Origin of the sequence: Paenibacillus sp. FSL M7-0802 (genome assembly GCF_038004945.1) — a bacterium.
GTDB lineage: Bacteria > Bacillota > Bacilli > Paenibacillales > Paenibacillaceae > Paenibacillus > Paenibacillus polymyxa_B.
On sequence record NZ_JBBOSD010000001.1, the window covers coordinates 373,004 to 387,144 of the forward strand.

General features: G+C 47.6%; 11 protein-coding genes, 2 pseudogenes and 1 CRISPR repeat array. Of the genes and pseudogenes, 1 reads left to right on the plus strand and 12 read right to left on the minus strand.

From position 1 onward, the window contains the following. Positions 1-149: 149 nt before the first annotated feature. Together MHB54_RS02005 and hrpB are read right to left on the minus strand one after the other, a co-directional pair. A complete protein-coding gene (locus MHB54_RS02005; protein ID WP_028542417.1) occupies positions 150-734 on the minus strand; it encodes a general stress protein in 585 nt (194 codons plus the stop codon). A gap of 117 nt (positions 735-851) precedes the next feature. After that, a complete protein-coding gene (gene hrpB / locus MHB54_RS02010; RefSeq protein WP_340981378.1) occupies positions 852-3,380 on the minus strand; it encodes an ATP-dependent helicase HrpB in 2,529 nt (842 codons plus the stop codon). Between the two features lie 321 nt (positions 3,381-3,701). Here hrpB and gluQRS point away from each other — a divergent pair, with 321 nt between their 5' ends. Continuing rightward, entirely contained in the window at positions 3,702-4,697 is a 996-nt protein-coding gene (gluQRS, locus tag MHB54_RS02015; RefSeq protein WP_023988291.1) for a tRNA glutamyl-Q(34) synthetase GluQRS, read from the plus strand. A 64-nt stretch (positions 4,698-4,761) separates the two neighbouring features. Here gluQRS and MHB54_RS02020 read toward each other — a convergent pair whose 3' ends face one another. The 10 genes and pseudogenes from MHB54_RS02020 to MHB54_RS02065 all read right to left on the minus strand — a co-directional run bounded on the left by MHB54_RS02020 (position 4,762) and on the right by MHB54_RS02065 (position 14,137). After that, positions 4,762-5,136, minus strand: a complete 375-nt coding sequence (locus tag MHB54_RS02020; protein ID WP_053325287.1) for a DnaJ family domain-containing protein — start codon at positions 5,134-5,136, stop codon at positions 4,762-4,764. Positions 5,137-5,259: 123 nt separating this feature from the next. After that, positions 5,260-5,454 carry a Rha family transcriptional regulator gene (locus MHB54_RS02025; protein ID WP_053326560.1) on the minus strand — a complete coding sequence of 65 codons (195 nt, stop codon included), beginning with the start codon at positions 5,452-5,454 and terminating at the stop codon, positions 5,260-5,262. A 110-nt stretch (positions 5,455-5,564) separates the two neighbouring features. Then, the gene (locus MHB54_RS02030; RefSeq protein WP_071558834.1) at positions 5,565-5,732 is read right to left on the minus strand and encodes an aspartyl-phosphate phosphatase Spo0E family protein; all 168 of its coding nucleotides are present in this window, start codon (positions 5,730-5,732) and stop codon (positions 5,565-5,567) included. Between the two features lie 280 nt (positions 5,733-6,012). Continuing rightward, positions 6,013-7,428, minus strand: coding sequence for a helix-turn-helix domain-containing protein (locus MHB54_RS02035; protein WP_071558835.1), 1,416 nt, complete (start codon positions 7,426-7,428; stop codon positions 6,013-6,015). 332 nt (positions 7,429-7,760) lie between these two features. Beyond that, entirely contained in the window at positions 7,761-7,943 is a 183-nt protein-coding gene (locus MHB54_RS02040; RefSeq protein WP_034095018.1) for a hypothetical protein, read from the minus strand. Positions 7,944-8,509: 566 nt separating this feature from the next. Beyond that, positions 8,510-8,800 (minus strand): annotated as a pseudogene (cas2, locus tag MHB54_RS02045) (CRISPR-associated endonuclease Cas2). Positions 8,801-8,807: 7 nt separating this feature from the next. Beyond that, a pseudogene (gene cas1 / locus MHB54_RS02050) lies at positions 8,808-9,370 on the minus strand (CRISPR-associated endonuclease Cas1); the annotation flags it as partial. Positions 9,371-9,507: 137 nt separating this feature from the next. Next, positions 9,508-9,944: direct repeats of the CRISPR family, unit length 32 nt. A gap of 484 nt (positions 9,945-10,428) precedes the next feature. Continuing rightward, the gene (locus MHB54_RS02055) at positions 10,429-11,613 is read right to left on the minus strand and encodes an aminotransferase class I/II-fold pyridoxal phosphate-dependent enzyme (protein ID WP_264453870.1); all 1,185 of its coding nucleotides are present in this window, start codon (positions 11,611-11,613) and stop codon (positions 10,429-10,431) included. A 1-nt stretch (position 11,614) separates the two neighbouring features. Continuing rightward, positions 11,615-12,544 (minus strand): D-alanine--D-alanine ligase, encoded by a 930-nt coding sequence (locus tag MHB54_RS02060; RefSeq protein WP_254348143.1) that lies wholly within the window; start codon positions 12,542-12,544, stop codon positions 11,615-11,617. Between the two features lie 108 nt (positions 12,545-12,652). Continuing rightward, complete coding sequence (locus MHB54_RS02065) at positions 12,653-14,137, minus strand: aminotransferase-like domain-containing protein (protein WP_254348142.1); 1,485 nt, start codon at positions 14,135-14,137, stop codon at positions 12,653-12,655. Between the last annotated feature and the right edge of the window lie 4 nt (positions 14,138-14,141).

Genomic DNA, 14,141 nt, shown 5'->3' on the forward strand with positions numbered 1-14,141 from the left:
CATCATTTATCTCAGGTTTATTCTATGTTTCACTAACATGTAAAAGCAGCAGTCTTCCCTCTCGGGGAGACTGCTGCTGTAGAAACAACCTATATACAAAGGAGATAGGAAAGCCTGTTAAATCACGTTCTCAACTAGCCGTTAGTTGTTTACAGGTTCCTTCTAGTATCTGTGTACGCATCTGTCCGCGTATCCGCCACCGTATCATCATACGTTCTGTAACGATCCGCATTCAGCGAACGGTTGGTGCGGAAAATATCATAAACATCCCTGTGATGGTCAGCAGAATCCACCAGCACTAAAATCTTGCCCTGATCGACGTATGTCTCGTATTGACGTGCATCATCTTCTGGAATGCCTAGCCCGACCAGTCCACCGACCAAGCCACCTGCTCCCGCTCCGACAGCTGCTCCGGTAAGAGTAGCCGCGATAGGTCCAGCAGCAAGGATCGGTCCGATACCCGGAATAGCCAAGGCCCCGATGCCTGCCAGCAAGCCAGCAACGCCGCCCACAATACCGCCGGTAGCCGCCCCTGTCGCTACACCCTCCGGTGCTTTGGTGCCTGTCTCTTCACTAATCGTCCTTAGCTCGTCACGGTCACGGGTGATCACAGAAATTTCACTGCTTGGGATTCCTTTGCTCTGCAATTGTCCTATCGCACGAGATGCTTCCTGCTCTGTATCAAAAACACCAACAATTTTCTTTTCATTATAATCGTTTAAGTTATTAGCCATAATAGTTACCTCCCAATATTTTGGTGTTGAGTGGTTCGTCTTTCATTACCCCGCCATTATGACGTTTAAACGATTTTATGAAAATTCAAAAGTCGATTAGCATAAAATAGCTTCTATTTAACGCTTTGGCTTTGCTCTGTTGGTCGCCACAGCTTCCAGTGGATCATCCGGCCAATAATGCTTGGGATATCTACCCTTCAGGTCCTTTTTGACCTCAAAATAAGCCTCGCTCCAGAAGCTGGACAAGTCGGAAGTCACTTGGACAGGTCGCTGGGCAGGTGACAGTAAATGCAATACAATGGGTACGCGTCCGCGTCCAATACGAGGCGTATCCCCCATACCGAACAACTCTTGTAGTCGTACGGCCAGCGCTGGTGCCTCAGGATTTGAATAATCGACAGGAATGCGGGAACCGCTGGGTACGCGGATATGCGTCGGCGCTTCCTGATCAAGCAGCTGCCGCTGTTCCCAATCCAGTCTGCCAAGCAGCAATGCAGCACTGTCCAGCCGTTGCAGATCGGATACATTTTTGGCTCCTATAGCAAAAGGTAGCAGCCACGCTTCCAGAGAATCCAGCAATGCCGATTCCGTGCAATCCGGCCAGTCCTCAGGGGCCGAGAAGTGCATAAAAATCAAACGCGCCTGCAACTGGAGGGTTTGCCGATTCCATGACAGCAGCTTTAGACCTCGTTCACGGACACCCTGCATCAAGGCAGCAGCTACTTCCTCTGCCGGAGGTCGCTCATAGGACGTTTCCTTTAAGACAAGTGAGCCCAGCCGCAGTACTTTGCGGGCTCTCACTGCTGAGGCGGAGCTATCCCAGTATACGTTAGCTTGTTCCAACAGCATTTCACTGCAATGTTCGACCAGCTCTTGCAGTTCAATTGGTGCCGCCAACTGAATAGCACCGTCTGCTCCCTCGTCGTCCACTTCAGCGGCGACGAGATAGGACGAACGCGACATCCACTCCACTTGTCGGAGTCGCGCCCCCCGACCGCCGCTAAGCAAAAAGCGGCCATCCCCCCGGCCCTGCGCGATCCGATCCGGGTACGCAAAGGCCAACAGCAGCCCGCAAGCCGCGGAGCCGTCAGGCTCGTCCTGCGCTGCGGCTGCTGTCGGCAGCGTGGCTAGCAGCTGCCGGCTCTCTTGCACGATACGGCGAATCACCGTATCGTCTGCTGCCCGCAGCAGGCTGTGCGTACTGCGGGCATGGGCCGCCTCGCGCAGGGCATCCAGCCGCGGGCGCAAATCCGTTCCGCCATGAGCGCGGAACGGGTCCCGCTCTTGCAGCAGCGCAGCCAGACGGCTGGCAGTCGGGGCCAGGCCAAGGGCGGCTGCGCGCAACAGCATGTGCCCAAGGCGCGGGTGCGTGCCTAGGGCGGACACCTCGCGCCCATGCGCGGTGATGCCGCCTGTAGTGCCATCGGCTGCTTCATCCAGGCAGCCGAGCTGGTGCAGCAGACCTGTGGCCTGGCGGTACGCGGCCTCAGGCGGGGCATCCAGCCAGGCCAGCTCGGCGGGCTCGCGCACGCCCCAGGCCGCCAGCTCCAGCGCGAGCGGGGCCAGATCCGCCGCCGCGATTTCCGGGCGACTGGCCTCGGGGAGCGCCGCATGCTCCTGCGCGCTCCACAGCCGGTAGCATACGCCCGGCTGGAGACGGCCCGCCCGTCCGCGCCGCTGGTCGGCGGAGGCCTTGGACACCTTGACGGTGGTCAAACGGCTCATACCAGTTCGCGCGGAAAACACCGATTCCCGCGACAGTCCGCTATCGATCACCACCGTAATCCCGGCGATGGTCAAGCTGGACTCGGCAATCGATGTGGCCAATACCACTTTTCGACTGCCCAAAGCCGATGAACGTATTGCCTCATCCTGCTGCTCCAGCTTCATGCTGCCGTACAGCGGAATTACCTTGACGTGTGCTGGTAAATGCTTTGAAGCCAATTCTCGTTCCGTTCTATGAATTTCTCTAGCCCCTGGTAAAAACACCAACAGATCGCCTTCATGAACATCAAGCGCCTTTTCTACCGTCTCAGCCGTAAAAGACTCTAAAGAGATTGATGAAGGTTTGGACATATGAAAGGTTTCTACTGGAAATACGGTGCCTGGACATTCCAGCAATGGCGCATCCCCTAATAGTCTGCATACAGGCTCTGCCTCCAGGGTGGCAGACATGATCAATATCTTCAAATCCGGTCGCAACAGCGCCTGGCTTTGCAGGGCAAGTGCCAATCCCAAGTCTGCATGCAGGCTGCGTTCATGAAACTCATCAAACATAATCAGCCCGACTCCCTCCAATGCCTGATCATGTTGCAGCATCCGGGTCAGTACGCCCTCCGTAACCACTTCAATCCGCGTGTTTGGTCCTACTTTTGTATCCATACGAACCCGATAACCCACGGTCTTCCCGGTGGGCTCTCCCAGCGCTTTCGCCATTTGCGCTGCTGCTGCACGTGCTGCCAAACGCCTCGGCTCCAGCATAATCATCTTTTGCCCTGCCAGCCACGGCTCATGCAGCAGCTCCAGCGGTGTTACCGTCGTTTTCCCCGCTCCCGGCTGTGCAATCAGTACCGCCGCCGAATGGGATTGCAGTATATGTTTAAGCTCGGGGATCACTTGCATAATAGGCAGTTGTTTATCTGTCAATGAAATCTCTCCAATGATACGCTTGATGCGTAGAATCTAAGTTTTAATTCCTTTATTATTGTGAATTTTTCATTACCTGTAATTATTGAATATTGAATTAAAAATGTTAAGCTGCACTCTGGGACTTCTCTTCGGTCTGTCGTGCATAATTCTTCTAAATCTATTATACAGATATTTAAATTTCCCGTCTGGCCATCGCGGCTATGTATGCTTCGTGTTTAGCTTCTATACCTGTCGAGATGCACTCGCGGCAAGTTCGTTTTATAATATGGTTGATATGGATTGCTGAAGGACGGAATATAGAATCGAGGTCACTTTCGTATGGAATTGCAGGCCCAACCCATCAGAGGGCGATTTGCCCCAACACCATCGGGATGGATACACTTAGGAAACGCTCGCACCGCCTTATTATCCTGGCTGCACGTTCGCTCCCTGGGTGGAACCTATATTTTGCGCATGGAAGATATCGATATGACGCGAGCTCGCAGCCAGTTGGCGCAAGGGATTATGGAAGATTTGCGCTGGATCGGGCTGGAATGGGACGAAGGACCCGACGTAGGCGGTCCCTACGGTCCCTACACTCAAAGCCAGCGGCTGGAACGCTTCCAATCTGCATTGGAGATACTACAGGAGCAAGATTTGCTGTATCCTTGTTTTTGTAGTCGGGCCGACATTGTGGCTGCCGCCCATGCTCCACATGGACTGTCTGGTGAAGGACCCGCATATTCAGGTGCATGTCGTAACCTTAGCTCTCAAGATGTCGTAGCCAAAGCACAACATAAACTCCCTTCACTTCGCTTTAAAGTACCGCAAAATCCAGATGCCGTTATTTCGTTTCATGATCAGGTAGCAGGCCATGTGACCTTCGGTGCGGCAGAGGGCGGCGATTTTATCGTCAAACGGGCGGACGGCATGTTTTCCTATCAGCTGGCTGTCGTTGTCGATGATGCAGATATGTATATGACCGACGTACTACGTGGGTATGATCTTCTCGATTCGACTCCCCGTCAGCTATTGCTGTACCAAGCTTTGGGGTTGCAGTCGCCACGTTTCGCACACGTTCCCCTTGTCCTGGGCCCTGATGGGCGAAGGCTGGCCAAACGACATGGTGGCGTAGCACTCCGAGCTATGCGCCGACAAGGTATCACACCGGAAGCAGTCATTGGCTGGCTCGCCTATTTTTCCGGGCTGCTGGATTCACCTGAGCCTGTGAAGGCTGTGGATTTAATCGATGACTTTCATTTGGACAAACTGCCCAAAGAACCCGTCATCCTGACGAAACAATGCCTCATGAGATTATCTGCACTGCAACGGTAATGAGGTAAAGCGCGGAAATCAAAGTGTACGGGCAAGGGCATTCCGCCCTTTGCTCCGCTCGCTTCTATTCCTCCAGTCGCTTACGCATAGCGGACTCATATTCATAAAATACAGACGACGTATTTAGCCCTCTTTCCTCCAGCAGCATACGGAGACGAAGTGATTTTTCAGTCAGCCTGCGACTGATCCGTTGTTGCTCTCCTGCCTCATGACAAGCGTGAAGCAAATCACGTAACTGGACACATTCCTTTTGTAACTGAAGCTCTTCCGGTAAAATGCCTGCATTCTTCAACAGCTTGTACGACATCCGCAGCTCCTCTGGAACATGTGACAAATCCTCGATCACCAGTGGCTTGCCCGCTCCCGGTAAATGATCAAACTCACCTTTGGCCATCGCCTCAGCAATCTTCTGCTCTGCCATTCTGGAGAACATTTCCATCGATCCTTTCCACTCTTGTATTAAACATCCTATGTACAATCTATATTAAAGAAACCTGGAGCCCTTTGCCACTGTAGCTTACATATCATTAGTATGTCCTGTTTACATAAAGGAGAAAGAGGGTTATTCTTCGATCCCAAGCAATTGACATACTTGCACTCTATATTTTTTGGCCTTACGTGTTCCATGAATGAGATTGGACAAGCGGCTAGCAGGAATATGGTAGGTATCACAAAATGTTCTCTGATCCATTTGCCTCTCGACTAGCTTTTCTTTGATTTTCCAACCAAAAGGGGTTACAGGATTTCGTTTGTTCAACAACGTTACCACCTCTTCATAAGTATAGGATTTAGAATTTTGATTGGGGTTTGGAGATTGGAGATTGGATTTCACACTCTTCCTTTAGCAACATGTCATGAACTCATTTGTTAAGATTTCATTTTGTATATTTGGTATTGATTCAATAGTTCATCCAGTTTCATGGATTGTTCAATCACTTTGGGATGCGTTAAAAATCCGTATTTCTTCTGGACTTGGTACAGTCTTTTTCTGGCCCGTTCGACACGAAGTAAAGTCACACCTGGATTCATCAGCATGATTCCCCCTTCTGTGTCATATCCTAATGCAAAACGTAAATTTTTGAATTTTTTTAAAATACGCTTAACAAAAAAAAGTGCTTCTGGAATATTCCAGAGGCACTTTTTGTCGGTATATGTTTATTTTCAGTTGGTTTCAAGTTGTTCAGAGTTAAACTTTGGAACCAACAATACCCGTTAAACAGTAAGTTTAACCAATTACCTTTAGGCTCCTCCGACTTGGTCATTAAGTTGGATGTGACTATGCGAATGAACCGGCACAGTAACAATAAACAAAAAACTAGCTGCGATGATCAGCAGTACCATTTTTTTCAACATTCTCTAACCACACCTTTTCAATAAGATTTAAAAAACCTGCTTTGGTTTCAGGAACCGCATATTCCCGAAAATGTAAAAACAAACCCATACAATTTATAAAATAAGTCTCATTATTTATTATATGTGACCTTAGCATTGCATACATCAAGTATTTAAAGCCATCGTTATACTTTCCTTGATACAAATAATAATAAGCTAACTCATATCCAAGACGTGCAAACTGTTCAGGTATAACTTGTTTAGTATACATGTCAGATGATGACTGCCCCTGTTTCACGAAAAAGTCAATAAGGGTTTCAAAGCGCTTAAGTACGTGATTCACATTTAACTGATATCGGTTTGCAGCAAACATTACATTCAGTAGTTTAGTAACCATTTCTTTATCGGCTTTTGATACAGCAATATATTCAACATAATCCGAAAGCACGCTTATATCTCCAAACAGTAGTTTATTAACGTAAGTATTACATAAGGCCCAATCTTGAAACTGTTTAATCCAATGCAGAGTATCCTCGTCAGTCTCTTTGACCCAATCTAAATTAGCGTAGGCGTATGTATATTCTAATGCCTGCTCATAATCGCCTTTGGCCTCATATACACTGGCACACAGTAAATCAGAATAGGTGATATACACAAACAATGGACGGCTCAGCCTCTTTTCAATTTCCGCAGGCTTTCGTTTTTTCTGCTGATGCTCTAATGTATATTGGATTTCCGCTTTATCTCTCATTTTTCGAGCGGTCACATCAAGCCTGTCCCATAAGCGCAAAGATCGATACACATTCGCCAAATCTTTAAGCGCATCAAGCTGGTCTATTTCATCCAGACGTTCCACGAAGGGTTCAAATAGCGTTGCTGCCTTGAGATTACGGCTTTGGTCGTCTCCAACTTGAATTGAGAATATACGATATTGGCAGGTGGCCAAGCGTTCAGAATGCTGATATTTCTCCACTTCTGCGACATTCTCATAAAGAGGCAGCGCAGCAGCATGTCGTCCCTGTTCAAATAATGCTTCTGCAACATCAAATAGCCTGGACGCATACAGCGGATTATCCATGATATGTCCAACCATTCGACGGATTGCATCCAGCTTGTCCAGCTCCGCACAACGATACAATAATGGCTCGATTCGCCTAAAATTCGGGGAAAGGTCAATGATGTAATTTTCTATGTATAGGTCATAAAAATAGCCTTCTGGCAAATCCATAGCCGCAGTAATTCGGTCTAGCTGCTGTACGGAAACAGGACGATGCTGACTAATCCAATTACTAAGCGTTCTTTGATGAACCCCTGAATATTCGGCAAATTGACTCAATGTCATATCATTTTGTTTTAGATAATCCTCAAACTCCGCTGAAATCGTAGGTGTATGCTTCAAGTCATAACCACCCTTCACATAAAAATTCCATTATTTTAAAAATCACCCTCTATTCTTCTCCATAATTAACCATCTGTCAATATATTATGCAACTAATGTTTATAGCGAAAATTCAGCATAACTTACACATATTGGGACATGTTGGACGAGTGGCATCCTGAAATGATTGGGTTGATCCAAGTAAAAGGTTTCACAGAGTTGACATGACTAATTCATTTCCCCATGTGGATTCTCACCAGTAATGATATAGAGGTCCCATGCAGAAACTCTGTTGGACCTTTTAATTACATGAAAAATCCCCTGATGTTGATGCAATCAGGGGATACCTAGGTTCATTTCTCTCGCTTTGATATTACGAAGTTGATTATTTCTCCAGTCACAATTCCTGTCAAAATTGCATAGATTCCCATTGCGCTCATCTTATATCCCAAAGCGTAAAATAACCCTATACATATTGCGTAGCCCAACAAAATAGCTGCATAGCGCTTTAAAAACTTACTCATGGAAATTCTCATAAGCAGCAACTCCCACCTTAATTTATACTTCAACCATTGTAAATGTTAGTTAATTGTTGCATAAAAGTAAGGGGGAATTTGTCGAATAAGAAATCCGTTAAGAAGAAATTTGCACCTATTCACTGCTGGGCAGGCCACGAAACAAGCCTTCTTTTTCATACCATCCACGCACTCACATGGAGTGCGACGCAAAACAATTATCGGAGCTTTACCGCTGCCGAAAATTTCAATCCACGCACTCACATGGAGTGCGACATAGACCCGGTGAAATATAACCTCCATCTGTCAGATTTCAATCCACGCACTCACATGGAGTGCGACTTTAGCGGTAGTCGCTCATGTATCCGATCAGTAATTTCAATCCACGCACTCACATGGAGTGCGACAGCGAAAATGCAGTAATTGATACCCTAATGATATCAATTCTACACATTGTCGCAAAAACTGATGTCAAATAAGCTTGGATCAACTATTGACTCTACGGATAAATAGCAAATTTAATACTTTTCGACAAATTTCGAGGTGCGAAGGACCCGGGGTTTTTATGTGAGCTTCACATTCGCACCTTATAAAATCAGTGGGCTTTCCATATCGTAAGCTTCCTTAGCCCCTATATGCTCTACTTTCTTTTTATAGCTATCTCCAAAGTTGTAGAAACGCAGGCTGTCTTCTTTTTTGTCTATCAATTCTTCTAATTCATATTTTAAACGGCGGAACTGGGTCGAATCCAAAATGCACTCAAACACGGAATTTTACACCCTTTGTCCGTGATCTACGCACCTTTTCACAACCTTTTCCAGTCTTTTTCTGCCTTCTCTATCTAATGTACTTACATCATACGTAATTAGTATTAACAAGATCAACCTACTTCCACAAAAATGGAGGGTACTCGTCCAGATCTCCCCGAATATATCTAGCCAAGAGCAAAGCCTGTGAATAGGACACAAGCCCCCAAGACATTTTCTCATTCAAATAAGGATGAATCATTTTTTCCTGTTTCCGTTCTTGCCATGCCTTCAATACGATTTTCCTCGTATCATCGTCCATCATGACAGCCTCGTTTTCTTTTTTGTAAAATCCTTTGCCATGAATCATTTTTTGTTAATAATGTAAGAACAAAACGGTCGGTATTTACTCCTCTAAGCTCTTTCATCACATCCAGTGCCAATTAGGCTCGCCCTGGACGATCTCTATGCAGAAAACCTACATAAGCATCCAGACCGACAGCTTCCAGTGCGGATTTCATATCGTTGGACAACAGTGTATAGGCAAAAGATAATAGGGCATTCACGTTATCTAACGACGGGCGCTTATGGCGTCCATGGAAATAAAAATCATCTTTTTGCTGTAAGATCAGATCATCCCACACGGAATTGTACTGAACCAACGCCGTCTCCCTCCAAACCACGTAAAATCTCCAGCTCCTCACTTCACGGACCCCTTCATGATTTCGGATAAAGAGGCGCTCTCCACTCGTACGACCAAGTGGCGGCTGCTCCGTCATGATCCACGCACTCATATAGAGTGCGACCGAAACTCTTAAAAGCAGAGATGGCAGAGAAACATTTCAATCCACACACTCATATAGAGTGCGACAATTATTCGGTATGAGCCTTTTTTGTCGTTGAAGATTTCAATCCACGCACTCATATAGAATGCGACTCAACACCGAAGGCATGAGCGAGAACGCTGTTCGTATTTCAATCCACGCACTCATATAGAGTGCGACATCTTCTTTCTGATCACTACATAACTTCCATCTGTATTTCAATCCACGCACTCATATAGAGTGCGACGTCCAGACCACGGACACCCTGGACGAATTTTTCAATTTCAATCCACGCACTCATATAGAGTGCGACTCTGAACGTACCATCAAAAAGGGCTTGTTTCGCAAAATTTCAATCCACGCACTCATATAGAGTGCGACTCCCTTTGGACGCATTAAATGGACATTCACATCCAGGAAATTTCAATCCACGCACTCATATAGAGTGCGACAGCGAAAATGGGTCAAATGCCCCCTATTTAAGTACCATTCTAGCGTTATTTTGGCAAAAACGCATCTAATATTACCTCATCCTCTTGCGATCGTTTAAAACTTGTTCATATTCGATATAATTCGACAAAATCTGAGGTGCGAATCTCTCGGAGAATTCATGTGAGCTTCACATTCGCACCTGGACAGACTCGCTTTTTGGCTTAGCAACAAATACCTGCCTGGACTTATTTCACCTCTGCCAGTTCTGCCACCTGTGAAGGAGTAAGCGCACATTCGAATATATTTAATTCATCGATAGCGCTTTTAAAAGCAGGGTCCCACCAGTTAACACCAAAGCTGAACGTTCTGGCTTTGGGTAAATACATCCGGAAATATCGACTACATTGATCAGAAAAATACCTTTATATTTTCGAAAATCATAAAGGTATTTGTAAAATATTTTATGAAAACGTTCGGCAAAAGTTGAGTTATTAATCCTGTTCATCATACCGGCTGCATTACCTGCATAAACCTTCCCATCCGTTCCAGCGCCTTCTCCAAATCGACGAGCGAGGCTGCATATGAGCAGCGAATAAAGCCCTCTCCGCCTGATCCGAATACATGTCCTGGTACGACCGCCACCTTTGCTTCCTTCAGCATACGAAGTGCAAACTGCTCAGATGACATGCCAGTAGAAGTAATTGAAGGGAAGGCATAGAAAGCCCCCTCAGGCTCATGACAAGCAAGCCCGATTGCATTCAAGCCGGCCACAAATAGCTTGCGACGTTCATTGTAGCTCGCCATCATCTCATCCTTGGCAGCCAAGCCATGGCGCAATGATTCCAGCGCGGCAATCTGTGCAATGGTGGGCGCACACATGGCTGTGTACTGGTGGATTTTCAGCATGCCGGCAATCAGCTCATGCGGACCGCACGCATAGCCTACCCGCCAGCCTGTCATCGCAAATGCTTTGGAAAAACCACTGATGACAATCGTACGCTCCTTCATGCCCGGCAAAGAGGCGATACTGACATGCTTTCTCCCGTAAGTCAGTTCGGCATACACTTCATCCGAAATGACGACCAGATTATGTTTGATAATGAGCTCTGTCATCGGCAGCCAATCCTGCTCCGTCATAACTGTTCCAGTCGGATTACAGGGATAATTGATCATTAAAACCTTTGAATGAGGTGTAATTGCCGCTTGCAGCGCTTGCGGGGTCAGCTTGAATTGCTCCTCTGCCGTAGCCGCCACCTCTACAATTTTACCGCCATGCAGATGGGTAATGGGTTCATAGGCAATATAGCTTGGTGCTGGAATCAGCACCTCGTCACCCGGATCGATCACTGCTCGCAGCGCCAGGTCGACGGCTTCACTGCTCCCCACCGTCACAATGATTTCCTGCTCAGGGTCATAGGAAAGCGCGAAGCTGCTGGAAAAATAAGCCGAGATCTCCTCCCGCAGCTCCATCAAGCCGGCATTCGAAGTATATTTCGTCTGTCCTTCACGCAATGCCTGAATGCAAGCTTCACGTACCTTTTCCGGTGTAACGAAATCAGGCTCTCCGACCCCAAGGGCGATTGTACCTCCGCCTGCTGCATTCAGATCAAAAAAAGCGCGAATTCCCGATGGCCGAATATCCCGTACACGCGAGGATACAAACCGCCCTGTCCCCTTTTCACTAAACATATTACGCCATCCCCCATTCCTGTTTCCGCTCATGGAGCGAGCTGGCAATAATATGGTCCAGTAGCTGTGTAAAGGTTATACCCGCAGCTGCCGCACTCTTCGGAAGCAGGCTGTTGGCGGTCATTCCCGGTAATGTGTTCACTTCCAGCACGTAAGGTCTATCCTGACACAAAATCATATCGACCCTTGCATAGACCTTACATTGCAGCAGCCGGTAGCTGGCCAGTGCCGCCTCGCGCACACGCTGTTCAATAACGGTGGGAAGCTCGACCACCTTCTCCTCAGCACCGCCGACCTCATATTTTGCTTTGTAGTCGAACCACTTCGAACGAGCGGAGCTAATGCTAATAATTGGTAATACCTCGCCATCTACGATGGAGCAGGTAATCTCCGTCCCTTCATAATAGGACTCAATCAAGATCGCTTGATCCAAGCTGCAAGCCCCCTGAACAGCCGACAGCAGTTCCTTCTCATTTTGTACAAGCTGGATGCCGATGCTGGATCCCCCCGTATTCGGCTTCACAATAACCGGGTAGCCCAAACGCTCCACCACCTGCGGATCATAATCGTCCATCCCCTGCCAGTAAAGGCCTGAAGGCGTATGCACACCCGCTGCCTTCAACAGCATCTTGGACAACTGCTTATTCATGCATAAGCTGCTTGCCAGGACACCGCTGCCTGTGTAGGGAATGCCCAGCGTCTCCAGCGCTCCCTGCACCGTGCCGTCCTCGCCATACTGACCATGCAGTGCCAACAGCGCGATATCAATGCCTGTCTGCTGGACCTGCGCGATTAAATCCGCTCGCTGCTCGATCACCATTGGAACCACTTCATAACGGCTGCGATCCAAATGATTGATCATCTCTTGACCTGTCTGCAGAGAAATCTCACGCTCAGAGGAAATACCGCCCATAATAACGCCAATTTTCATCATGACACCTCATTTTTCTTCAAAATCTTTATGTGGCTACGGATGTTCATCCGATCGCTAGTGCTTCTTCAGAACAATATTCCGTCTCTATAGCTCTTTTCTTAATCCTTATGCCTTAAGAAAGTTACGCGTCTGTTGACCGATTATTTGAATACCCCGTTCGATATTTTCATCTGTTACTCGTGAAAACCCAAGCCGCAATGTATTCGTCCCTTCGCCTTCTTGAATAAAAAACTTGTCTCCCGGTGTGAAAATGACGCCCTGTTCTGTGCAAGCTTCTAGCAGCTGGCGTGTATTTACGCCTGTCGGGAAGGTAAGGAACAAATGCAAGCCCCCGTCACCTGACACATGCGCCTCAGGAAGATGTGCTTCACAGCATGCCTTTGTCAGCTCATATTTGCGCTTATACTCTGTACGTGCTTTTTTTACATGTTTATCGAAATTTCCGTTAAGCATATATTGGTATAAAATCGATTGATCGATTGTTGAGGTATGAATGGTGCGCGCACGCTTAATGCTTTCCAGAGTGTCAATCAGTGCTCGGTCTCCAAGCACCCAGCCTACACGCAAGCCAGGGAACAGCACCTTGGAAAAGCTGCCAATATAGATTACTCCGTTCCCTTGGCCTGCTGTCGCTATTAAGGGCGCAACATGCGCTCCCGAGTAGCGTAGCTCCTCATTGAATCCATCCTCGATCACCGGAATCTGATAGCGCATCATTAATTTCATAACAGCGCTACGCTTTGCTGGCGACATGACGATGCCTGTCGGATTATGATAGGAAGGAGTCAAATAGGCCAAATCGAAGCTATTGGTCTGTAATACCTCCTCTAGCCGCTCTACATCAATACCGTCACACTTCATCGGAATGCCGGTAATCTCAAATCCTTGCAACTTCAAATTTTTGATCGCTGTGTGATGGGTCGGATTTTCACAAATTGCCGCTCCACGGCGTGCAGAAGGGCGTAAAGCCGACAGCACAATGTCAAAGCCTTCTGTAAACCCGCCTGTAATCAGCATATCCTTGCCAATTATATCGACGCCTTTGTTCTCCATATAATGCATCAGGTAATCAATCAGCGGCTTGTAGCCCTTGGCATAGCCGTAGTTGAGCAGCACCTGCCCTTCGATTGCCATCCGATCCATAAAAGCTCGCCTTACATCCCCCAGATCAAACAGCTGCTCATCCGGAGCGATGCTTGTGAACGAGATAGTTCCCTTTTGGGCACGAATGCCCTGCTTCATCATATCCAGATCAACAGCCGATACAGCATACTCGTTCATTCTTGCCTTCCAGTCGACCTCCCAGGTGGCAGAACCGTCAGATCCTCCGTTATCTACGGCCGACTGGCCCACCATGGCGGCCACATAACTCCCCTTTCCGGGAATCGCATACGTAAATCCGTCATCCTCCAAGCCTTCATAGGCTGCAATGACTGTATTGCGGCTCACCTTAAGCAGAACGCTCATTTCTCGTGTGGAAGGCAGCTTCTGATCCGCCTGAAGCGCCCCTTTTATAATTAAACGATTGACGTATTCTTTTACTTGTATCGAGACCGGGCGGTCACTTACGAGCTTGAAATCCTGGAACATTCTT